Source organism: Nostoc sp., from assembly GCF_036917095.1.
Lineage (GTDB): Bacteria > Cyanobacteriota > Cyanobacteriia > Cyanobacteriales > Nostocaceae > Nostoc.
Genome location: NZ_JBALFH010000022.1, coordinates 144,600 through 166,339, shown reverse-complemented (window position 1 = coordinate 166,339; position 21,740 = coordinate 144,600). Strand labels below are relative to the sequence as shown.

20 protein-coding genes and 2 pseudogenes are annotated in these 21,740 nt (G+C 41.8%); 13 read left to right on the top strand and 9 right to left on the bottom strand.

Features of this window, described 5'->3' with window-relative positions; all coding sequences use genetic code 11:
* The first annotated feature begins 152 nt into the window (after positions 1-152).
* Positions 153-2,454: pseudogene (locus tag V7L01_RS11790) on the top strand (HEAT repeat domain-containing protein).
* Positions 2,455-2,854: 400 nt separating this feature from the next.
* Here the strand turns inward: V7L01_RS11790 and V7L01_RS11780 are convergent.
* Both V7L01_RS11780 and V7L01_RS11775 read right to left on the bottom strand, forming a co-directional pair.
* Entirely contained in the window at positions 2,855-3,310 is a 456-nt protein-coding gene (locus tag V7L01_RS11780; protein ID WP_335034881.1) for a cupin domain-containing protein, read from the bottom strand.
* Positions 3,311-3,380: 70 nt separating this feature from the next.
* Positions 3,381-4,196, bottom strand: coding sequence for a cysteine hydrolase family protein (locus V7L01_RS11775; protein WP_335034879.1), 816 nt, complete (start codon positions 4,194-4,196; stop codon positions 3,381-3,383).
* A gap of 84 nt (positions 4,197-4,280) precedes the next feature.
* Between V7L01_RS11775 and V7L01_RS11770 the strand changes: the two genes are divergently transcribed.
* Both V7L01_RS11770 and V7L01_RS11765 read left to right on the top strand, forming a co-directional pair.
* Positions 4,281-5,678, top strand: coding sequence for an amidohydrolase (locus V7L01_RS11770; protein WP_335034989.1), 1,398 nt, complete (start codon positions 4,281-4,283; stop codon positions 5,676-5,678).
* A 73-nt stretch (positions 5,679-5,751) separates the two neighbouring features.
* Positions 5,752-5,937: a hypothetical protein gene (locus tag V7L01_RS11765; protein WP_335034877.1), complete on the top strand. Its 186-nt coding sequence runs from the start codon at positions 5,752-5,754 to the stop codon at positions 5,935-5,937.
* Positions 5,938-6,066: 129 nt separating this feature from the next.
* On the opposite strand, the gene V7L01_RS11760 is transcribed toward V7L01_RS11765, so the two are convergent.
* Together V7L01_RS11760 and V7L01_RS11755 are read right to left on the bottom strand one after the other, a co-directional pair.
* The gene (locus V7L01_RS11760) at positions 6,067-6,531 is read right to left on the bottom strand and encodes a cupin domain-containing protein (RefSeq protein ID WP_335034875.1); all 465 of its coding nucleotides are present in this window, start codon (positions 6,529-6,531) and stop codon (positions 6,067-6,069) included.
* A 413-nt stretch (positions 6,532-6,944) separates the two neighbouring features.
* Positions 6,945-7,382: a hypothetical protein gene (locus V7L01_RS11755; protein WP_335034873.1), complete on the bottom strand. Its 438-nt coding sequence runs from the start codon at positions 7,380-7,382 to the stop codon at positions 6,945-6,947.
* Positions 7,383-7,739: 357 nt separating this feature from the next.
* Here V7L01_RS11755 and V7L01_RS11750 point away from each other — a divergent pair, with 357 nt between their 5' ends.
* A complete protein-coding gene (locus V7L01_RS11750) occupies positions 7,740-8,210 on the top strand; it encodes a GAF domain-containing protein (protein WP_335034871.1) in 471 nt (156 codons plus the stop codon).
* A gap of 64 nt (positions 8,211-8,274) precedes the next feature.
* Here V7L01_RS11750 and V7L01_RS11745 read toward each other — a convergent pair whose 3' ends face one another.
* A complete protein-coding gene (locus V7L01_RS11745) occupies positions 8,275-8,970 on the bottom strand; it encodes a hypothetical protein (protein ID WP_335034869.1) in 696 nt (231 codons plus the stop codon).
* 240 nt (positions 8,971-9,210) lie between these two features.
* On the opposite strand from V7L01_RS11745, the gene V7L01_RS11740 reads away from it, so the two are divergent.
* Entirely contained in the window at positions 9,211-9,402 is a 192-nt protein-coding gene (locus V7L01_RS11740; RefSeq protein WP_335034868.1) for a hypothetical protein, read from the top strand.
* A 93-nt stretch (positions 9,403-9,495) separates the two neighbouring features.
* Here the strand turns inward: V7L01_RS11740 and V7L01_RS11735 are convergent, their stop codons facing one another.
* Positions 9,496-9,657 carry a hypothetical protein gene (locus tag V7L01_RS11735; protein WP_335034866.1) on the bottom strand — a complete coding sequence of 54 codons (162 nt, stop codon included), beginning with the start codon at positions 9,655-9,657 and terminating at the stop codon, positions 9,496-9,498.
* Between the two features lie 306 nt (positions 9,658-9,963).
* Here V7L01_RS11735 and V7L01_RS11730 point away from each other — a divergent pair, with 306 nt between their 5' ends.
* The 6 genes from V7L01_RS11730 to V7L01_RS11705 all read left to right on the top strand — a co-directional run bounded on the left by V7L01_RS11730 (position 9,964) and on the right by V7L01_RS11705 (position 15,821).
* Complete coding sequence (locus V7L01_RS11730) at positions 9,964-10,791, top strand: hypothetical protein (protein ID WP_335034864.1); 828 nt, start codon at positions 9,964-9,966, stop codon at positions 10,789-10,791.
* A gap of 68 nt (positions 10,792-10,859) precedes the next feature.
* On the top strand, positions 10,860-11,852 hold the full coding sequence (locus V7L01_RS11725; RefSeq protein WP_335034862.1) for a pentapeptide repeat-containing protein: 993 nt from the start codon (positions 10,860-10,862) through the stop codon (positions 11,850-11,852).
* Positions 11,853-12,002: 150 nt separating this feature from the next.
* Positions 12,003-12,416: a PAS domain-containing protein gene (locus V7L01_RS11720; RefSeq protein ID WP_335034861.1), complete on the top strand. Its 414-nt coding sequence runs from the start codon at positions 12,003-12,005 to the stop codon at positions 12,414-12,416.
* Positions 12,417-12,705: 289 nt separating this feature from the next.
* A complete protein-coding gene (locus V7L01_RS11715) occupies positions 12,706-14,553 on the top strand; it encodes an alpha-amylase family glycosyl hydrolase (RefSeq protein WP_335034859.1) in 1,848 nt (615 codons plus the stop codon).
* Positions 14,554-14,884: 331 nt separating this feature from the next.
* Entirely contained in the window at positions 14,885-15,301 is a 417-nt protein-coding gene (locus tag V7L01_RS11710; RefSeq protein ID WP_335034857.1) for a hypothetical protein, read from the top strand.
* A 286-nt stretch (positions 15,302-15,587) separates the two neighbouring features.
* Positions 15,588-15,821 (top strand): hypothetical protein, encoded by a 234-nt coding sequence (locus tag V7L01_RS11705; RefSeq protein ID WP_335034855.1) that lies wholly within the window; start codon positions 15,588-15,590, stop codon positions 15,819-15,821.
* A 65-nt stretch (positions 15,822-15,886) separates the two neighbouring features.
* Here the strand turns inward: V7L01_RS11705 and V7L01_RS11700 are convergent.
* From V7L01_RS11700 to ypfJ, 3 genes and pseudogenes are all read right to left on the bottom strand, one after another.
* Positions 15,887-16,144 (bottom strand): annotated as a pseudogene (locus V7L01_RS11700) (SDR family oxidoreductase); the annotation flags it as partial.
* Positions 16,120-16,230, bottom strand: a complete 111-nt coding sequence (locus V7L01_RS35440; protein WP_442936963.1) for a hypothetical protein — start codon at positions 16,228-16,230, stop codon at positions 16,120-16,122. The pseudogene V7L01_RS11700 and the gene V7L01_RS35440, both read right to left, overlap by 25 nt.
* 937 nt (positions 16,231-17,167) lie before the next feature.
* Positions 17,168-18,025: a KPN_02809 family neutral zinc metallopeptidase gene (ypfJ, locus tag V7L01_RS11690; RefSeq protein ID WP_335034851.1), complete on the bottom strand. Its 858-nt coding sequence runs from the start codon at positions 18,023-18,025 to the stop codon at positions 17,168-17,170.
* A 514-nt stretch (positions 18,026-18,539) separates the two neighbouring features.
* On the opposite strand from ypfJ, the gene V7L01_RS11685 reads away from it, so the two are divergent.
* Together V7L01_RS11685 and V7L01_RS11680 are read left to right on the top strand one after the other, a co-directional pair.
* A complete protein-coding gene (locus tag V7L01_RS11685; protein ID WP_335034849.1) occupies positions 18,540-20,738 on the top strand; it encodes a sensor histidine kinase in 2,199 nt (732 codons plus the stop codon).
* Positions 20,739-20,940: 202 nt separating this feature from the next.
* Positions 20,941-21,252, top strand: coding sequence for a hypothetical protein (locus V7L01_RS11680; RefSeq protein WP_335034847.1), 312 nt, complete (start codon positions 20,941-20,943; stop codon positions 21,250-21,252).
* The last annotated feature ends 488 nt before the right edge of the window (positions 21,253-21,740 follow it).

Here is a 21,740-nt window from a genome sequence, read left to right as displayed (position 1 = left end):
TACGGATTGCAAGGTTGTTATTATACTCATAACCGCGTGTAATCTGCCACCTTGCTCCAAACATGGTAACAACTCCCCGCCACCGCAGCAAGCCTTCTCGTTTTATCCTTTATGCTTTAGCCTTTATCCTTTCTTTCCTTTTTTGTCTACCTTTGGTAAGCGCCAAAGAAAAACCTAAACCCAAACCCCAAGATTGGCAGATTAACGGTATATTAGCAGCCCTTGATGATGGACAAGACCAAGTTAAGGGATATGCTCTCAACCAATTAGTTAAATATAATCTCAAAGATTTAAAATCCTTGGGCAACAAATCAGAGTATTTTGCTCAAAAAGCTGACAATATCCTCAAGGATGAAAAGGTTCCCGCCAACGTTCGTTCAGGTGCGGCATCGGCATTGGGCAACTTGGGAGACGCCGCAGCCAAGTATGTCCCTGACATCCTCAATTTCCTCAAGGATGAAAAGGTTCCCGCCTACGTTCGTTCAGGTGCGGCATCGGCATTAGCGAATATCAGAAAACTGGAGTTAAAGGAGGTTGTTGTAATTCTGAATAATATTTATGAGCCTGGTAATTCAGAATACTTAAATTTGCGTTTTCTAACCTATTTCCTGGGCGGTGGCACTGAGGAAGTGAAAACTTTATTGAAATGGCTCGGCTCTCCTCAAGCAACTCCTGACAAACCCTCACATGATCAAGGCATCAAAATCCTCAACGTATTTCTGCAAACTTGGAATAACAGCCAAGGACTAGAACGCTTACGCAACGACTTAGCCAAGCAAATTTCCGAAGTTGCCGCCAAGAAAAATGTTTCTTGGAAATTACAGGATATTGGTTTACTGCAAACTCATCACAGCAACCTCACAAAAGTCAACTCCACCAATGCTGATGCAGTGCAGTCAGCAATAGATAAACTGGAGGTGTGGCAGTGGTTTGTCCGTTCTGGAAAGACCATCCTGATTCACGCTGTCTTTTGGCTAGCCCTGATCTTTGCCTACCCCAAATTTCCCCAAGTCCAAGCCATCTTCTTCTGGAACCCTTGGGTACGCCGGATTCTCGGCGTGGGCTACGTCGGCTTTCTCCTCACCTGGTTTCCCCCCTTCCGCCGCAAATTATTTGAACCCTTCAAACCTTCCCTATTAGCCGATGCCGGCTTAGATAATTTTTATGACCAATCATACTTCCCAGAATCTAAAGTCAAAATCCCCACTTCAGGAGACATCCAGCCAATTACCGCAGCCTTACCCAGTATTCAAGGACAAATTATCTTAGAAGGAGATTCCGGCTTAGGCAAGTCGATGTTTCTCCGCCATTTATTGAAAAATCAAGAGCGCATTGTCGTTTATCTCCCCGCCCAGAAATGTCATAAAGGCGTAATTGAGGCAATTCAAGACAAGCTACACGGACAAGCCCAAGATGCTAGCTTCCTGAAAAACCTGATTTACAGTGGCGCGATAGATATCTGCATCGACGGACTCAACGAAGTCACCGCCGAAACACGGGCTAAAATCTGCCAGTTCGTCGAAAGCTATTTCCGGGGCAACATTATAATGACTACCCAGCCCCTAGAGTGGACACCACCCTCAACAGCCAAGATATATAAATTGCAGCCCCTTGAGCAACAACAAATTCAAGAGTTTTTGATATCCCGTCAGCCGCGACTACCCCAAGATGCCAAAATTCAAGGTGCTGATTACGCCAAAGCCTGCACCAATTATTTAACAGAAGTCTTCCAACAACAAGCCAAAGAAGAGTTAGATGCTGTCCGCCGAATTCTTTCCAATCCAATGGATCTAACTGTGGTAGCGCTGATGTTATCACAAGGCAAACACCCTAACTTGTTTCGCCTGCAAGAACAGCAATACAATTTAATGGCGGCAGAATACCTCAAAGAATGGAATCAAGAATTTCCCTTAAAGAAATTCTCAGCCGCCGTCTACCAAATGCGACTCGAAGACAAACAAGCCTTACCCGCCGATGAATTTCACCAAGTTGCCATGTCTTTGTCAGACGAGAAATACAAAATGGTAGTCATATCATGTCCGTTTAAAGACTTATCATTAAGACCGCAGAGGGGCAGAGGAGCAGAGGAGCAGAGGGGAGGGGTTTTTAGACTTTCTGCATAGATTTGGGAATCATAATTAATTAGCCGGACATGATATCAGCCGTCAGTGGCAAGATAAAAAAGGCGAAGCCCAGAAAGAATGGTACTTCCGCCACGATAAAATCATGGATTTCTTCTTAGTGCAAAACTTTCTCGGCGAAACTGATGCCGCCGAAGGATTATTAGTTGATAGAATGGGCGACCCCCGATTTCGTGGCGTTTATTTCTTGCTAGCAACCTTACTTGAGATAGATGCAGCCAAAAAACTGCGGGAAGAATTGATTCAATACGCCGCCGACACCAAAGACAATACCGTGAGTAACACTTTCGTGCAGTTATTAAGGGCTAGATAGTGCGGTTCGTTGGCTATAAACCCAGCCCTACATGAGCTTCGGGGGATTACCGTTCAGGTTCTAAACCATGTAAAGATAAAAAAGTGAAAATCATTACCCGCCCAGAAATGAATTTCAGGGCTAATAGCTAAAGTCTACTGAAGTAGACTAAAGATTTTTTAGATTTATTTAGTCATCTTTAGATGACTTGAGCTATTAGCAAGGAACTTCAGTTCCTTGCGGGACATGACTTTTACGTTAAGTTGACACTAATGAGCAATGCTGTGCCCCTACAGCGTGGGTCTATTTACCATCAAAGAATGATTAACAAAAACCTGAAACGACGTATTTACCTTGATACACAACATGATTCTTTTGTACAGTGCGTAAGTCCTAATTTAGAGAGAGGTTTCAAATATCTTTAACAAGGCATCAAAGCATCAAATCTCCCTAGTACTGCCATATCTTCTTCATCTAACTCCGACGGAATACCACTGCGAATCAATTCCGAAAAATCTTCATTGGGAATCATCACAGTCAACGTGTACAAGCGAGTAGAACCAGTATTTTTAATCAAATGAGTACCAGTGGGAGGCACTAATAAACTATCTCCAGCTTTGATTGTGGCACTCTTGCCGTCACAGATGGCCATCCCTTCCCCTTTGAGGACGAAAAACATTTCCACCGCCCACTGATGGCGATTTGGGGGTGTTTGTCCACCAACATCAAAAATTTCTATGCAGCAAGTCAAAGAAGTATTAGCACTTGTTGAATCGAAGATAATTGCTAATCGATTAGAGGCATCGGGACTGATGCGATATACTTGGTAATCTTTGCTAGATTTGATAACTGGAATTACACAACGAGTAGCGTACATTTATTTATCCCCTCTGAAGTTATCGATGGGTATGAAAATTCCTAAAATCCGAGTCCTGAATATTAACTCCTCACTCTTGTACAGACGCGATTAATCGCGTCTCTCCTGACTCCTCACCCTTTTGCAGCGCTGTTAAAATCTCTTGCGAGTCAGTGACAAATCCGAAGCATTGTTTGACATTGTACAATGTCGCCAGCCAACAATATTCAGGAGAAGTGGTAGCGGTACAGTCTTTAACTAACACGCAGTCATATCCTAAGAAGCTGGCATCACATAAAGTAGTCAGCACACATTGATCGGCATTAACACCAGCAAAAAATAATGTTGTCCTTCCCAGATTCCGCAAGATACTATCTAAAGGCGTATCCCAAAATCCACTCATGCGATATTTGTCCACACGAATATCTTCGGGAATCTGTTCTAGTTCGTCTACTACTGCTGCCGCCCAACTACCTGCCATGAGTACTCTAGCACCATTGCTTGGCAGTGGATCGCCCAATCCCACACCCTCCCCTGTGGGATTATAGACGTGGCGCGAACTAGCACTAATATTGAGCAAGTCGGGACGATTTCCCCAATTTATCCAAATTACCGGAACACCAGCCTCACGCAGTTCTGGAAGTAAGTTGTTCAAAGGTTCAATAGGCTGACGCGCTGGAGTTACGTCTACACCGATATGCGCTAACCAGCCATCAGGGTGACAGAAGTCATTTTGCATATCAATGACGAGGATAGCAGCTTTTGCCAAGTCTAGGCGCAGGGTTTTAGTTTCTGTTGATAAAATAACGGGTTGTGGGGTCTTTTGAAGACGAGTGATATCTGCGATCGCATCATTCACTGTCCACGCATTTGGTGCAACTCCCAATGTTCGTAATGGTAAATTCATAAAATTGCAATACCCAACACCAGTTTCTATTTTGTAACTTGAAATTCAGTTGAAAATACGATTACTTAATCAAGGTTAAATATGGTGAATTTCACTATCCAGAATGTTTTGATTGCCGCCGGTGATGATTATGCAACGGTAGATGTACAGATTGTAGATGGGGCAATAGCTGCGATCGCCCCCAATTTACAAGTAATTGGCACTGCCATAGATGGCAAAAATAAGCTATTACTACCTGGCTTTTTCAACGCCCACACCCACTCATCAGAGATGTGGCAGCGCGGGATCATGTCAGTTTTCCCTTTAGAATTATGGTTGGCGGAACTGTATGATTTTGCCCCCCTCGATCCCGAACAAGTTTATCTCAGCGCTTTGGGGACTGCGGTGGAAACCCTACTTTCCGGCGGGACGAGTGTAGTAGATCACCTGGTGTTAATTCCCGGACTTGAGTTAGAAACGATCGCCATTGCCACTCGCGCTTACAGAGAAGTGGGAATTCGCGCCTTTATCGCCCCCCTAATTCAAGATGAATCCCTCACGGCAGGTATGCCATCTGGGGAATCAGCCCAAACTCATGAACCTTATTTTCGCTCAACTACGGCAACACTGGAAATTATCGAAGAGGCGGTGCGACAATATCATCGCCCAGATGAGGGTGTAAATATTTTAGTTGCACCAACGGGGATTCAATTGTGTACTGATGCTTTATTTCAGGGGTGTACTGAGTTAAGCGATCGCTATAATCTTTGTCGTCACTCCCATTTGCTCGAAACCAGGGCACAGGAAAAACTCGCTCAAGAAAAGTACGGTTGTACTGCTGTGGAACATTTGAAAAGAATCGGGTTTTTGAGCAATAAAACTTCACTTGCTCATTGCGTTTGGTTAAATGATGCTGATATCGCCATTCTCGCCGAAACTCAATCTACAGTTGTTCATAATCCCTTAAGTAATTTGCGTTTAGGCAGTGGCATTGCCCCAATTTTAAAATATCGCCAAGCTGGGGTAAATGTAACTTTTGGTTGTGATGGTGCTTCTAGTAATGACTCTCAAGATTTGCTAGAAGCCATCAAAATGGGTTCTATCTTACATAATATTACAGACTCAGATTATCAACACTGGATTACGCCCAGACAAGCAGTAGAAATGGCATCTTTGGGAGGCGCAAAGGGACTGAATATAGCAGACAAACTCGGTTCTATTACTGTGGGCAAACAAGCAGATTTGGTACTTTATGACCTCACTAATTTATCATTACTACCGCGAACAGATCCCATTGGCTTATTAGTCTTAGGCCGTCCCACGAATGTTGTTAATAGTGCTTGGGTAAATGGTAAGCAAATTGTTGCCGATAGCAAAGTTACCACAATTAATGTTGATGAATTGCGGCAAGAATTATTTAATCGCAGTCAATGGGAGACAAAGCGCAAGTCTGAAACTGTCGCGCAAATTGAGGCTCATTATCGCACAGTTATGGGCTTGTAAAACACAAGTAGACACAAGAGACACTATAAAATAGCAACCAGTTGTTAAGCTTAATACATCATGCAGAGCGAGCATGAAATTATCACTTTGGGATTTATGTGCAACATTTCAAGAATGTACAGTTTGGACAAGCAGCATTATTGAAGAATGGTTTCGCCATAGTGTGATTAAAGTAGTCAATGAAATTCAAGCTCCGAGTTTTAAGATCATTTGTACTAGCAACCTCAGCCTTAGTGCCAACTATCCCCTAACTTTCTAAAACATTATCTCAAAAATCCATTCCCAGTTTAGCAGGGGGTTAATCAATGCTGAGTTTGTAAATGCTCAGAGGACGGGGATATCTAGAATATTCACTTTGGGCAGCACCACAACAAAACACTACTAATCGTTAAATTTCTACCGGCTCCTGATCGAAGTTACGCATCAATTCCACAAGAGCTTTCTTATCTGGTTTCTGCCCATCCTTAAGCAGTTCGGCCAACCCTTCAAAATACTTTTCGCGTTCTCCTGCTGGACAAAACATGATTAATAATTTCGCAGGCTGAGTTCCTCGGTTAGCGAATGTATGAGGTGTGTTACGTGGAACTAACACAAACGCCCCTGGTTGCCCCTGTACTATCCGATCGCCAACTTGAATTTCTACTTCTCCTTCTAAAACATAAAACATTTCTTCCATTTGTCGATGAATATGCAGTACTGGAGCAGTTCCACCTGGTTGTATTAAGTTTTCAAACAATCCCAAGTGACCATGAGTATCAGCACCAACTACTTTAAATGTTATTTCGCTATTACCTGTAGTTAGATGATTCCCTTCTCCTGGCGCTAAGACAATTTCTTTAACTGGTAAACTCATCAATACTCCTACTTATAAAAAGGTTATTTCTCAATCTTTAATTCGGAGGCTTAAGCCTTTCTTGAATCAATCAGTACTAGATTCTATTTGTATTCTGTTAGGCACTATAAACTGAAACATCCCTCAATAGGTAGTTTTTTACAAGACAGCAGACTACAAAGGTGATTATCTACTTGTGTCAAGTTCAGTAAGCGATTGTAGCCTTAGTACCCAAAATCAGCAGGGCTTTCGGTATCCTTGGGGCGATGCTTTATTAATTTTTTTAATTAAGCTAAAAAACATCTAAATTGCATAATCAGATTAAATCAAACTATTGTGGGGTGGGCATCTTGCCCGCCCTAGTTATGCAATTTAAATGTGGAACAGCTTACTACATAGAGCGCTTATTTTTCTAGCGTATCGAAACTCGTAGATTACTTACAGTATTTTTTGAGAAGAGATACAGCTAATTCATAACTATTAAGTTGAGTTTGTACTGCATAGGCTTCTCTTTCTAAATCTTGCCTATGAACATCAGCGTAACGCATAAAAAAAGGTCGAGCATAATTGCTAGGCTGAATATTTAGACCTAAAGTTTTTATCTTTCCTTTTCCTGCACAGAGTTGTGCAGCATGAATCGCTTCATGAATTAGAGTTTGAGTAGCAATATGTAGCTCAAAAACCACTGGATTAATCCAAATTTTTTTGTCAGCCTCTCTTAGTAAACCGTAAGCTCCTCGCTTTGGTGGTAGCTCAATTATTACCTGAAACCCTTGATTTTCTAATTGTTTTTTTAAATTGATAAATTTTTCTTCACGAGTAGACACTTGTGAAATAAATAATAAAGAAGTTAGTAGCAAGGTTTGTATCATCTCGATCGACAATATGCCTGTTAATTTTTCGCTGAGAAAGGCTAATAGAGAAGTTCTGGAGTAAGTGTTCGATTCATATCAGCATCGATAATGGAGGAAGGTTTTGACATCAGGAAACCTTAGATAATCAAAATGAACAATGAATTATACCTGGAGCGCAACTTCCACATCCCTTTATCTTCACCTGACTGGCGACAGCACTCTCATTGTAGGGTAGGATCTTGCCCTGCACTGGACAGACAAGACTCCTATTCTACAAGAGATTTTATCGCTGTAACTTTCAAGAAGAATCGCTAGCGGATAGGTTTGACTTCGCCAACAGCATCGATTGCTCATTTAACCCCATTACCTACTACTATGACTTCAGATACCAAACCCATTTTTGATACCCTGGCTGACGAGGAATCTGCCATCGACTGGAAGCGACTGCTGACAGAAATTCTATCCGCTTTCGACTGCTCTACAGGTACCATCCATACCCTGAATCAGGACAGCCAGTTATTGCACTTAAAAGCTTATCAGGGCATTCCAAAATTCCTGTTGCCTAAAATGACCATAATTCCCATCGGCAAAGGAATGGCCGGTGTTGCCGCCGAACGCAAGCGACCCGTACAGATTTGCAACCTGCAAACCGACGAATCGGGGGTGGCCAGCCCCTCGGCAAAAGAAACCAAGGTAGAAGGCTCTATCACAGTGCCGCTTATGCTGAATGGTCGATTGCATGGGACTTTGGGCATTGCCAAATCGGTTCGTTACGAATTTACTCCCAAAGAAGAGGAGACACTTATGGAGATTGCAGAGGCCATTAGCCGGAAAATCGTCAGTTAACAGAAATAGCTAAATGAATGGCTGGCTTATTTGCCCCAATCAGGCGTCCTTTGTTCACAAATTTTTAGTTATGAAGTCCATTAAATAATTTAACTGGATCAAGGATTTTTTTATAGCGGCGGCTAATTAGTAAACTTGCTCCAATTAAACCCATACCAATTAAACTTGTAGTTGCCGTTGGTTCTGGAACCTGTTGAGGAGTTTGCAAGGTGAAATTCAGTTTAGCTAAACCTTGAGAAGGGGTTCCAGGAGGATTAAGTCGATCTTGTTCAGTAAAAGTGATTGTGCCTGTAGCATTTTGGAATAAACCTGTTCCTCCAAAGATGGTAATAGTACCACCACCTTTGATAATACCTTCTGCAAAATTAATTTCAGCAGTGTCACTTGCTTTGCCAAATAATTCATTATCACCACCAAAATACCTGTCAGAAAATGCGAGTTCCCCGTCTAAACCAAACACGTTTGGATTTGAGTTAAAGGTATATTTATTAATCGATGGATTTTCAATAGGCTCAAGTTTGCCATAGGTATTGCTGACAAAGGAATTCAACCCATAAGGAACCGCTTTAGTACTTTCACCTTTGATAGTTGCTCTAACAATTCCTAAGTCTGGTCTGAAGGTTGGGTCAATAGTGACAAATGTATTGTAGTCAGCATTAAATGTATAAGTACTTTGTGCTTTTGCACTTTGCATATTTGAGCCTAAACTAACTATAGTTAAGGTTGCAGGAATCAGCCAGCCTATATGTGAACCAAACATAGTTACCCTTTTTAGATTAAAATAACGAAGTTACCTAATGTATAAATTTGGTGTATTCTTTTAAAAGAATATAAATATTTGTATGGTGGCTATTGCCTACCTTGCTATCAAGTTAAAAAAATATATTTAATTAAAAATATAGCCTCTAATATTGATTAAGCAAATTTATTCCGATATTAGTTAATACAACTTTTTAAAATGTATCAGAAAATATTGTAACCCTGTTTATTTACGATTTCAATGATTTTTTTATTGATATTGAATGAACTATTTTTAGATCCAGTTGCATCGGCTGACGAATTACAGGCAATAACTTCAACATCTGGTCTTGCTTTAAGTTTTTCCTCCGCAGTGGCTTTTTTAACACAAAAGGTACTAAACCGAATCTTGACCCAAGATTTTCCACCAATACACCACTCATCACTCCAATAGCCTACATCAGTTGAGCTTTCGGTATTTTTTGGAAAATCGATTGTTATCTGGACTACGCCCCACTTTTAGAGCAATGTCTACGACGGACTGCGCCTATGCGTCCTTATATCGCCAGATTTCCTTACTCAGCACTCCATCACCATCAGCCATATTCTGTGGTAGCCAGGGCATCTGTTCAAAGTCGCGGATGCCATCATATGATGCGGTAGTATTTGGGATTGTCTTGAAACTGTAGGCATCCCTACCTTGTGCCAACCATAGGCAAAGTGCTTGGGACTACACAAGCTAGATAAAAAGGGTATAACATAAGACCAGCCCTTTTAAAGTGAGTAGAATTTATTGAAAGTCAATTACTCTCTAAGCCCCTTTTCTATATCTTCTCTATCTTAGAAAACCTGGTGTATTATCTCAGTATTTATACCAAAAAGGCAAGTAAATGAATAACCAACTGACTACCTTGTAGACAGAGAAGAATCCAAGAAAAAGAGATTTTACGAGTCACGTTGAAAGGACTAGTTTTATCATTTCTTATTATTTGATACCTGTGCCGGAGATTTGCCGATGAAAACTATATCTACCCTTGATGCAGTAACTAAACATTTAGAACAGCATGAAAACTCAAAACGGATTAAAAAATTAATATACTCGGCTTGTAAAAATATTTGGGAGAATGATGAAGAAACCCTAGATAGATTTAAATTACAAGAATTAGTTCAAGAATTATCTAGATTAAATCCAACTATAGACAACTTAAATCATAGTTTATCTGAAGTTGTGAAAACTCTTAATAAACAAGCCGAATACGCCCTAATCGCCAATGTTATTTCTCATGAAATGCAGAAGCTATATACAACGCCTAATGAATCAACAGGAATATTATTAAATCAACCTTGGAAAGAGGAACAAATATCATTAAATTCTATAGAGAAACCAAACAGTCAAATCAAATACCAATATAATCAGTTTGATTTACGCCAAAATATTATGAAGTATACTAATCCACTTAGGGCTAAAATAGTTCTATTTTCTGCACTTGACAAAAAATTTACTTTCAATGAAGAAGACTGGTTAAAACTGAAGGCTCAAAAACTTGATGATTTATTGCTGAGATTATTTAATACTTGTCCAACTATCAGAGAGGTTGAATCTAAACTAAATAATGCTGTTATATCTCTAGGGAAGCCGGATGAAAATATTCAAGCAGCTAGTGCAATTATACAATCTATGCGAGGTTTATATGGCAATATATCATCCAGCGCCAACGGATATCAACCATTTAACAGCGAGCCATTTCCAGAAAATAAAACACTAGTTAATCCTTATCAAAAGATTGGACTCAATGATGACGGTAATACCTGTCAATTTATAGTATCTCCTGCCAAAGAATGATGGCAATTTATTACTATTCTTGAGCCTGGAAAATTTAGAAAATTTGTGGTAGTTGATAAGGGAAAAATATGGAAGCAAATGAACTTATTAAACGATATGAAAATGGAGAAACAAAATTTATTGAAGCCAACTTAAATGGGGTAAATTTGTTTGGTGCAGACTTAATCGGTATAGCTTTGAATAAAGCAGATTTACGTAATGCTATCCTAATTTTTAGCTATCTAAATCGGGGAATCCTGAATAAAGCAAATCTAGTCTGTACAAAGCTAAGTGGCGCTAACCTCAATCAGGCAAGTTTAATCAGTGCCAATTTGCATGATGCTAATTTACATGGTGCAACTTTACAGGGTGCTGATTTGCGTAATGCAAATTTAACTTTGGCGTATATGTTAGATACTAACTTGATGGATGCCGATTTGCGTGGCGCAGATTTAAGTGGTGCAAATTTAACTGGTGCGTGCTTACGTGGTGCGAACCTGCGAGAAGAAAAGAGAATGTACTCTGCTAGTCTACGGGGTGCTAACCTCCATAAGGCTGACCTCCGGGGCGCTGATTTAACTGGTGTAGACTTATCTAAAGTTGATTTGAGTGGTGCTAACTTAAGTGAGGCAACACTACGTTATGCCGATTTGAGTGATGCCAATTTGAGTGAAGCTATTTTGCATAATGCATCTCTGTCAGATACTAACATTAGGGGTGCTAATTTGAAAGGTGCTAACCTGATGAACGCTAGACTAGAAAGGTCAAATCTCATTGATGCCGTACTTACAGGTGTTAACTTGTATGGTGCAATTATGCCAGATGCTAAACTGACTAGATGCCAAATGAGTGGAGTAAACCTGAGTTTTGCAAGGCTAAATAGAGCTGATTTAAGTCGGGCTAACCTGCGTCAGGCTAACCTCACTGAAACAGACTTGGTTGATGCCTATCTTGCTAGGACAGACTTGACTGGTGCCAATTTAAGTAAGGCAAATCTGATCAGAGCAGAAATGAGTAGTACAAATCTGACGGGTGTAAATTTGCGTGGTGCGGTCATGCCTGATGGGACAATTAACCACTAAAAATATACATGGGCAGAGCAAACGCATCTAAATTATTCTCGATCGCAACCAAGGTTAAGAACCAACGAAAAAATCAGCATTTCTCGTTTGGTTTAGTTTCCAAGGCTTAAAGTGAGGTTTGTTAAATCCCCATTTCACTGAATTAGTTTGATGGTAAACGGGAGCATTGCCCCGACAGATTGGGAATACCAACTGGCTGATTTTGGCACTCAAATTGCTAGCATCGTGTTTGAGCGCGATCGCAAGAGTCTCGCCTTGCGCCAGAGTGAAGCTCGTCTGCGATCGGTTGCTGCCAACTTGCCGAATGCGGCTGTCTTTATTGTGGATCGCAATTTGCGCTATCTACTAGCAGAGGGCAAAGCCCTTGAAGGTGCAGGAATGACTTCTGGGGACTTGGTGGGCAAAACCCTCTGGGAAGCTCTCAACCCAGCCTTGGCAACCCAATATGAACCTAACTTTCGCCAAGCTCTCGGTGGCGAACCATTTAACTTAGAGCATTCTAGCCACAATTGCTACTATATTTATCATGGCACACCCCTGTACAACGCAGATAGTGATTTGTAAGCCTTTTGAATCTCAGGCGAAATGTTTGCAGATATCTCTGGCAGAGCGATCGCACCAATTCAACTGATAATGGTGCAATCAGCGCAAAATCCTAATGCGAGCACTTGATATTGGCTTGATAGTAGGATAATGTTTAGGGCGATTGGGCTTGTACTAATGCAACAGATAATGGTGTTTTACGGCGCAAAATCCAAATGCGATCGCAATTTCAGAAGGCGGTGCATATCAGTCCAAACCGCATATTATTTTCTAGAACCCAAACAATTCCTTGTTAAGGAAATTTATATTCATGGCTCTTACTACTCCAATAACTTCAACCCCTGTTATTTCTAGTCATCCTGGTATGGGAGCAATTCTTTACTCTGGTGGCACAGCATTTCGAGTTTGGGCAAAATTTGCCACTCAGGTTTATGTTGTCGGAAACTTTAACCATTGGTCTGAAACCGCTAATCCCCTGGCTTCTGAAGGAAATGGATATTGGTCTGCGGATATTTCAGGAGCCAAGGAAGGCGATCGGTATCGCTATTTGATCCACAGCCCCTTTTTAACCAAGCCTAACTGGCGAACCGATCCCTATGCCAAGCGAGTGGAGAGCGATCGCGGTAATGGCTACATTACTTCTTCTGAGTTTGATTGGGGCACGAACCAATTCAATATGCCATCGTGGAACGAACTGGTGATTTATGAGTTACACGTTGGCTCCTTCTACGATCTCAGTAATAATGACGCACCTGGAAATTTTAACGACATCATCAAGAAATTAGACTATCTGCAAAAATTGGGAATTAACGCGATCGAGTTGCTACCTATTTATGGTTTTCCAGGTAAAACATCATTAGGATATAATCCAGCACTCCCCTTCGATATTGAAAGTAGCTACGGTACAAACAGCGACTTTAAGAATTTTGTTAAAGCCGTTCATGCTAAAGGAATTGCTCTACTGCTGGATGTAGTCTACAACCATTGGGGGCCTGACGACTTAGACACAGCATTATGGCAAATCGATGGATGGTCGCAAGATGGCGGCGGTGGTATCTACTTCTACAACGACTGGCGGCGGCACACTGCTTTTGGCGATCGCCCTGATTTCGGACGACCTGAAGTACGCCAATACATCCGAGATAATGTCCAGATGTGGCTAAACGAATATCAAGTCGATGGCTTGCGATTTGATTCAACCGTTAATATTCGTAATGTTTACGGCAATAACAACGATCCGGCCCATGACTTACCCGAAGGTTGGAGCCTCATGCAGTGGCTCAATAATGAAATTGATAGCCGTCAACCCTGGAAGATTACGATCGCAGAAGACCTCCAGGGCAATGAATGGATAAACAAAGATACCGGATCGGGCGGTGCAGGTTTCGATTCTCAGTGGGGTAGCTCTTTCTACTGGGCAATTCGTAACGCTTTGGTCAATCTCAGCGACGAAGGGCGCGATATGTACAGCGTCAAGGATGCAATCCTGCAACGGTTTGGAACCAATGCACTGACGCGAATCATCTTCTCGGAAAACCATGATGAAGTTGCCGAAATTAACCACAAGGTGCGTTTTCCCGAAGCTATCGACCCCGGTCATGCGGATAGCTGGTTTGCTAAGAAGCGATCGACTCTGGGCGCAGTTCTCACCCTGACATCTCCCGGAATTCCGATGATTTTCATGGGGCAGGAATTCCTTTCCTGGGGGTCTTGGCATGATAGCATCCCAATGGATTGGAGCAACTTGAGTAAATTTGGCGGTATCCACGATCTCTATCAAAGACTGATTCGCTTGCGGCGTAACTGGGATAACAACACCCGCGGTCTTCGAGGTCAGCACGTTAATGTGTTCCACGTAAATAATAAAGATAAAGTGATTGCCTTTCATCGCTGGGAAAACGGTGGTACTGGAGATGATGTAGTTGTGGTAGTCAACTTTGGCGATCGTGCTTATGACAGCTACAACATTGGATTTCCACATGAAGGAATTTGGTGGGTGCGGTTCAACAGCGATTGGAACGGATATGATTCGTCCTTTGGCAATTTTGGCGGTTACACTACAACAGCGGGTCAGACCGATCCCAACAATCCTGACTCAATGCCTTCTCGAGGCAATGTTGGGATTGCTCCTTACAGTGCATTGATTTTATCTCAATAACTGATTTCTATCTGTTATATCAAGTTCGGCAAATTACTTACGATATGTCATTGCGAAAGTAACGAAGTGGAATGTACTCCTTCGGCGTTCCCGTAGGGTAGCAATTCACTTGCGCTTTGGGATTGCCGCGCTTCTCTACGAAACGCTTTGCGAACGCTTACCGCTAACTAAAAAAATGGCAGCATATATCCTTTCAGTTATTGATTAATTATCAACAATGACGAGTTATTTAATAAGAATCGCTGAAATCTCTGGAATTATCTATTAGACCTAATCTCAGTGTCCTGAGTTCAATGTTATCAGCATCATCTCACTAGAAACTAGGAGTGCAATGAAACTTCAGCAGTTAGTAATTAGTGCAGTATTTGTTTTGGCAGCTACGCCGAGTATTGCCCTCTCAGATGAAGTGTGGAATAGCAACTACGGCAAAGTGGTTTATCAAAGCGATCGCGGCAAAACTGCCGTTTGGACTTACCCAGGAGGAACTATCTTCGTTGAAGGGCTAGCTGGAATCACGAGCAATCGGGGAATTTATCAGGGCTATTGGGTTGGTAAATCCAATGTCTTGTGTGACACGTCACGAGAAGACGGGGAAGGCAAGTTGAGCAATACCTGGGGGCGATTTTCGATCCGCTTTACGGTTCCTAATTTTCCCATGCCCTGGGAAGCAAGATGGAGCTATTGCGAAAACGAACCTACTTATTCTTGGAACGGAATCCCGCAAAAACCAGCTTCAGTTCAACGCTAAATGAAAATCAGGGGTATCTGGCAGGATCTACACTAAAATCGCCTTGGCCAACCACCAGCCATCCCCTGGGGAAAGATGGGTCTGACCTCCCACAACACACAAGCATGGCTCATCTTTACCAACTTCTTAAGATATTTTTAAGCTAGAGTTAAAAAACTTTAATACTTGTAATATTTAAAATCAAAAGTTATTTTGCTCTGGTTGTTGAATCACTCCGGCGAAAGAACAACAGAGATTGTAAAAGAGGTTAGATATAGTTTGACGACAACCTTTTAAACCTAAGTTTATGCAGCAGAATTTTTTGATATCAGTCGAGGAAAAAGAAAAAATATTTCATACAGAACTAGTCAAATACGGTGTGGAATACGAACAAGCTCGAAAAGCAGCACAAATTTTAGCTTACAGTCAACCAGACGAGCTTTTATCACAACAAGACAGACAAACAGTTACACAAGCATGTAACAAGTGGTCAACAGAGCGTAAACGCTACAAACGCATTACATCGGTTATGGATTCTTGAAGGCATTAAGCAGGTACTGGATAGAAAAAATATTGAAATAACATGATTTGAAATTCAATGATGCATCAACTCATGTACCAACCACCATTGACATTAATCGTTTGCCCGGTGATGTAAGCATTTCGGGCAAGCATCACTGCCACATCTGCCACTTCTTCGACCTCCCCGAACCGACCAACCGGAATCGGTTCGGGATGGATGCGAGGATTATCAGAGATCGTATCCGTAGCAATCAGTGCAGGAGCGATCGCGTTGACTGTGATTCCTTCCTTGGCCAAGATAGAAGCATAAGCGTGCGTTAGTCCCAACAGACCCGCTTTGGAAGCAGCATATGTGGGTCAATTACCCCACCTACTTGAGCCGCAACCGAAGACAAATTTATAATCCGTCCCCATTGCTGCTCTCGCATTGATGGTAAAACTGCCTGAGTGACCAAAAAAGCCTTGTCCACCCAGTACCAATGCCGTATTCTTCGCTCTCATATATCAGTTCCTTTTATGGATTGCTTCGGCAAATGTAAAGGCTAGTATTCGCTTTCTCCAATCTGGTTAAAACTTTTATCAACCTATACTATTTTTGGTTTTAAGTTTTAGATTTTATTAAGAAGGCAGGAGGAATCCCCATAAATAAATTCAGGGGATTTAGCAGGGACACCGTAAATATGCGCTATGCGTCTCGAAATACATATTTTTTGGTTTTTCATAAATAAATTTAGTTGCTCTTATACCAATTTAATGTGAAGTTGCACATATCTTGATCCCCCTAAATCCCCCGATAAATTGGGGGACTTTGAATTCCCCCCTTTTTAAGGGGAGCCAGCGCGGTCTTGGGGTCTCCCCAAGTGGAGCGACTGGCGTGGGCTAGGGGGGATCGAATTCTATGCAGCTTCAGAAAGAATTGGTATTAGACGCTTTTGGTAGAGAGAAGAATTCTTTTTTAAAACCTCCTGTCTCCTGCCTTCTGCCTTTCTCCGGTAAGTGCTTCCTTTGAAACTGTAGAAAATGTTTAAAAAAAACGGTGTTAGAGGATGTTTGAAAAGTCCTAAAGTATACTAATAACCCCGATTTAATTCCTCTCCCCGAAACAGAGAGATAATAAAAATACTTTTCAAATATCCTCTTACTGAATTTGGATATGAAACACAAAAATCAAATATTTTCAACGTTTTACTACTAGGACACCTAATTAAAAATGGGATGCCGACTACTAAAATAAAGACACTAGATTTAACTTGAAGTTTTTGATCGCTAGAACGAATCGCACTTTTGAAATGCTTTCAGGTCTGCTAATCTTTGAGCGATCGCAACCCGTTTGATATCGTCGAGTAGGCGAGTTCAATAAATCTGTTACGACTTTGTACTCGCAAAAGTATTACATTGCTCAGGCTCGCCCGTTTGGATACCTTGTTTAAACCAACGCACCCTTTGGGCTGAACTACCATGTGTAAAAGATTCTGGCACAGCATAGCCTCTAGCTTGTTTTTGCAAGCGGTCATCTCCAATACTGCTAGCAGCGTTCAATGCTTCTTCAATATCGCCTGTCTCCAAAATTTGCCGTGAGCGTTGAGCATGATTTGCCCAAACACCTGCAAAACAGTCTGCTTGTAATTCTAATCGCACAGAAAGCTGATTTGCTTGCGTCTGATTCACTCGGTTCTGCAAGGCTTGAACTTGCTGCGAAATGCCAAGTAAATTTTGGACATGATGCCCAATTTCATGAGCAATCACATATGCTTGAGCAAAATCTCCAGGTGCCTGATATCGAGTCTTCAAATCGCGGTAAAAACTCAAGTCAATATACACCTTTCGATCGCGCGGACAATAAAACGGCCCAACTGCTGAACGTGCAAATCCACAAGCAGACTCCACCGCTCCTGAGTAAAGAACTAACTTTGGTTCTACATAAGTTTTTCCGTCTTGCCGAAACAAGTCGCTCCATGTATCTTCTGTATCAGCCAGTACAACAGATACAAAATCCGCCATTCGATCTTGAGCTTGAGATCCTGTTGTTTGAGGTGACTCAGCTATCGGGCTATCACTTGGTGGAGAATCTTGTTGCCAAAGGGCACTGGGATCGCCACCCAATAGGAAAACCAGTAGCGATATGAGTGCTGCTCCAACACCTCCACCCACGACAGGAGCGGAAATGTTCATCCCACGCCGATCTTCAACATTTGTACTCCGACGACCTATTTGCCAACGCATAATTACTGCTTACCAAACTCATAAAAAAATACGGATTGAACCAGGTAGGATGAAATCTACACAAGCTTTTTATCTATGCAAATAAATATTACTCATTTTATGTATCGATTTCGTCTGCCTACGGACAAAGCAAAAATAAAGGACAGTCAGCCTTTAGGAAGGTTATTAACTAAATAGTCTTATTCAGTAGCTAAAAACTTGGTTTATGAACGATTCCCAAGGGGCAGTGCCCAGACGGCACAATCGCTATTATTGAGGAGTGACAAAAAGCTGATATTTAACCACTCAATAATTAGGGACTTCCAATTAAAAAATAATCAATCGCTGTGTAGGCAGGGGAGCAGGGGGCAGGGGGCAAGGGGAAAAGAAAAATATCATCTAAATAGAATTGGGTAATTTATTCTCTGGAAGTCCCTTATGCTTGTTTTTAAAACATAAGCTTATTTGGTAGCAGGAAGTTTCTAATGGGTAATCTAGGTAAGCAAAGACCTGCTCGAACCAAGATTTACAACTCATGAAGACACATCTAGCTAGCAAAATCCCCGCATTTCCATTGCAACTTGTTCTAATCGTTCCTTTCCTGTTGCAAGTCTTTGGTATCGTGGGACTGGTTGGATATGTGTCGTTTAAAAATGGTGAGAAAGCGGTTCACAATCTAGCAGATCGTTTGATGGAGCGAACCAGCAGTGAGGTAAATCAACATTTGGATGCCTACCTGTCGATTCCACATAAAGTCATCCAGCTAAATGCGGATGCAATTCGTATGGGCTTGCTGAATGTACGCGATCGCCAATCTGTTGGCAAATACTTCTGGCACGAAATGCAAGTCTATGACCTGAGCTTTATCAGCTTGAACCTTGCAACTGGAGAAGGGGCGGGAGCTGGCCGTTATGATGGCAAGACAGTCACAATCGATGATAATGCCATCATAACGCCAAGCCAGCCGAAAAATACGAAAACTTACTTGACGGATAACGATGGCAACCCGACCAAAATTATGACAACTAGTACGTGGGATACTGTCAATGAAAGTGCGTACACTGAACCCGTCAAAGCAGGGAAACCTATCTGGGTTCGGATTTACACTTACTACGATCCCGCTTATCCCCCCTATATTGTGGCATCGGCAGGCCGTCCGATTTATGATGCCAGCAAAAAGCTTATTGGTGTTGTCGGGGCTGAAATTCATCTGTTGAAACTAAGCGAATTTTTGCAAAAATTAGACGTGAGCCATTTTGGACAAGTGTTCATCATAGAGCGCAATGGGATGTTGGTTGCCAATTCTGGTCAGGAGAAGCCTTTTACCTTAGTAAATAACGAAATTAAGCGCCTCAAAGCAATCGACAGCCCCAATCCGGTTGTGCAAGGTATTGCCAAGCATCTTCAGCAGGACATTCCAGACTTCCACTCCATCACCAATACGCAAAAAGTGAACCTTAATTTGCAAGGAGAAAATTACAATGTGCATATTGTGCCTTGGCGCGATCGATATGGTTTGGACTGGTTGGTTGTTACTAGTATCCCGGACAGAACTTTCATGGCGCAAATCAGTGCCAACACCCAAATTAGCGCCCTGCTTTGTTTTGTCGCGCTGATTTTCACAACGGCGATCGGCATATTTACCTCCGGCAGGGTTGTGCGTCCCATCCTGCGCTTGAATCAGGCAACCCAGGCGATCGCATTTGGTGACTTACAACAGACAGTCAAAGAGGGCAATATCCAGGAACTCAATACCCTAGCCGACTCTTTTAACCACATGGCAGGGCAATTGCGCGAATCCTTCATCGCTTTAGAAAACAACAATGCAGAATTGGAAGAGCGAGTGGAAAAACGGACTATCGAACTCAAAACAGCCTTGAGTGAATTGCAACGTACCCAAGCACAAGTGGTTCAAAGTGAAAAAATGTCTAGCTTGGGTCAACTGGTCGCAGGTGTGGCACATGAAATCAACAACCCTGTAAACTTTATCCACGGCAACATTAGCATCCTGAAAGATTACACTCAAGATTTGCTGCGGATGATCCAGCTTTACCAACAAGGTCATTCTAGCAATGACCCAGCAGTAAAAGCGCTAGCCGACGAAATCGATCTAGAGTTTTTGATGAATGATTTACAGAAAATGTTGTCTTCTATGAAAATGGGGACTGAGCGGATTCGTAGTATTGTGCTATCACTGCGAAACTTTTCCCGTATGGATGAAGCGGAATTTAAAAAGGTTGACATTCATGAAGGAATTGAAAGCACGCTGTTAATTTTGGAGCACCGTTTGAAAAGCCAACCACAACGTCCAGCAATTGCAGTTATTCGAGACTATGGCAATTTGCCTCAAATAGAATGTTATGCCGGACAAATCAATCAAGTTTTGATGAATATTTTGGTAAATGCGATCGATGCCCTAGATGAGGCCAACACCAAGCGCACCTATGAAGAAATAAAGGCGAATCCCAGTCAAATTAACATCCGCACCTCGATGATGGATTCGCATATGCTGGAAATTGCGATCGCTGATAACGCATTAGGAATGCCCGAAGAGGTTAAACACTGCATCTTTAACCCTTTCTTTACAACCAAACCTGTGGGCAAAGGAACAGGCATGGGCATGGCAATCAGCTATCAAATTATCACTGAAAAACATGGTGGCAAATTGGAATGTTTTTCTACTCCTGGTAAAGGAAGCCAGTTGGTAATGCAATTGCCGATAGTGGTAAAATAGACATAAAAAAATCCGGTTTGATTCCTGAATTTACTTGCGTGGGCAGGGAACAGGACAAAAGGGATACATACGTACTGAGCGTTGTTCAAAAATTAAAAAATCAAAAAATCAAATAGTAGTCCTATAGATAACTTTCACTTGTAAAAGTAGGGCTATTTAAGCAATAAACGCTTATTGTTTGTACTCGGAGTTTCGTACTTTGATGGAAGATGGGCATCAGGAAAGAGCCTATGCGCTTACAGGTGCAGAAGCCTTAACCTATTATGAAGTCGCAGACATATTCACATCAGTTTTAGGTAAACGGGTACGCTATAATCCTTCTTTGCTAAAGTTTGTTCGACAAATGCTCTCCAAAAGGTTGCCAATAGACTTTGTTTTGGTAATGGTAGCAATCTACACAACCGCTCGTTTAGGATTAGCAGGCAAAATCACATCTGATACAGAGCAATTGCTCAATCGTTCACCTCTGACCATACAGCAGTATGTCGAAGACTATCGACAGTTCTGGTTATAAGTTCATGTAGTTTGGCGCAGAGAATGAAGATATGACAAGCGAATATTCGTTAATTATGCACTTTTCTGCAATGGTGCGATCGCATTTATGCATTCTCCAGGTATGAATACTGCACGCAAACAAGCAGAAAAGGTGGATGTGTTGCATGAATATGTAGGATATTGTGAACTCATCGACAACAGTAAAAATATTGAGTGCTAATTCTTTCCTTGCTTGGCGATACAACGGATATCGACAATGGTTGAGGTTCACCTTAATCCTCAAAAAGCCCTTTTAGACGGGTCTCAGTCGCTCAATTTTGCTAGTTTTAAAGAATTTATGAGAAAAATGGCTCCCTTGGGCAAGTTCTTTGGTCGCTGCCAAGAACAGAAATCCACCAAAAGCAGCAAAACTCAGCCTTTACTCTGCTTATCAAATTGAAAGATTGGGGTTCTTTGATAATTGTCAACTCGTCGGTTAAAGTTAAAAACTTTAGTCACAAGCTCTTA

What these genes read in the sequence shown, in the direction of transcription:
- V7L01_RS11780 (WP_335034881.1), bottom strand. Translation starts at nt 3,310, where the DNA reads ATGTACGCTACTCGTTGTGTAATTCCAGTTATCAAATCTAGCAAAGAT.
- V7L01_RS11775 (WP_335034879.1), bottom strand. Translation starts at nt 4,196, where the DNA reads ATGAATTTACCATTACGAACATTGGGAGTTGCACCAAATGCGTGGACA.
- V7L01_RS11765 (WP_335034877.1), top strand. Translation starts at nt 5,752, where the DNA reads ATGAAATTATCACTTTGGGATTTATGTGCAACATTTCAAGAATGTACA.
- V7L01_RS11760 (WP_335034875.1), bottom strand. Translation starts at nt 6,531, where the DNA reads ATGAGTTTACCAGTTAAAGAAATTGTCTTAGCGCCAGGAGAAGGGAAT.
- V7L01_RS11755 (WP_335034873.1), bottom strand. Translation starts at nt 7,382, where the DNA reads ATGATACAAACCTTGCTACTAACTTCTTTATTATTTATTTCACAAGTG.
- V7L01_RS11750 (WP_335034871.1), top strand. Translation starts at nt 7,740, where the DNA reads ATGACTTCAGATACCAAACCCATTTTTGATACCCTGGCTGACGAGGAA.
- V7L01_RS11745 (WP_335034869.1), bottom strand. Translation starts at nt 8,970, where the DNA reads ATGTTTGGTTCACATATAGGCTGGCTGATTCCTGCAACCTTAACTATA.
- V7L01_RS11740 (WP_335034868.1), top strand. Translation starts at nt 9,211, where the DNA reads ATGATTTTTTTATTGATATTGAATGAACTATTTTTAGATCCAGTTGCA.
- V7L01_RS11730 (WP_335034864.1), top strand. Translation starts at nt 9,964, where the DNA reads ATGAAAACTATATCTACCCTTGATGCAGTAACTAAACATTTAGAACAG.
- V7L01_RS11725 (WP_335034862.1), top strand. Translation starts at nt 10,860, where the DNA reads ATGGAAGCAAATGAACTTATTAAACGATATGAAAATGGAGAAACAAAA.
- V7L01_RS11720 (WP_335034861.1), top strand. Translation starts at nt 12,003, where the DNA reads ATGGTAAACGGGAGCATTGCCCCGACAGATTGGGAATACCAACTGGCT.
- V7L01_RS11715 (WP_335034859.1), top strand. Translation starts at nt 12,706, where the DNA reads ATGGCTCTTACTACTCCAATAACTTCAACCCCTGTTATTTCTAGTCAT.
- V7L01_RS11710 (WP_335034857.1), top strand. Translation starts at nt 14,885, where the DNA reads ATGAAACTTCAGCAGTTAGTAATTAGTGCAGTATTTGTTTTGGCAGCT.
- V7L01_RS11705 (WP_335034855.1), top strand. Translation starts at nt 15,588, where the DNA reads ATGCAGCAGAATTTTTTGATATCAGTCGAGGAAAAAGAAAAAATATTT.
- V7L01_RS35440 (WP_442936963.1), bottom strand. Translation starts at nt 16,230, where the DNA reads ATGCGAGAGCAGCAATGGGGACGGATTATAAATTTGTCTTCGGTTGCG.
- ypfJ (WP_335034851.1), bottom strand. Translation starts at nt 18,025, where the DNA reads ATGCGTTGGCAAATAGGTCGTCGGAGTACAAATGTTGAAGATCGGCGT.
- V7L01_RS11685 (WP_335034849.1), top strand. Translation starts at nt 18,540, where the DNA reads ATGAAGACACATCTAGCTAGCAAAATCCCCGCATTTCCATTGCAACTT.
- V7L01_RS11680 (WP_335034847.1), top strand. Translation starts at nt 20,941, where the DNA reads ATGGAAGATGGGCATCAGGAAAGAGCCTATGCGCTTACAGGTGCAGAA.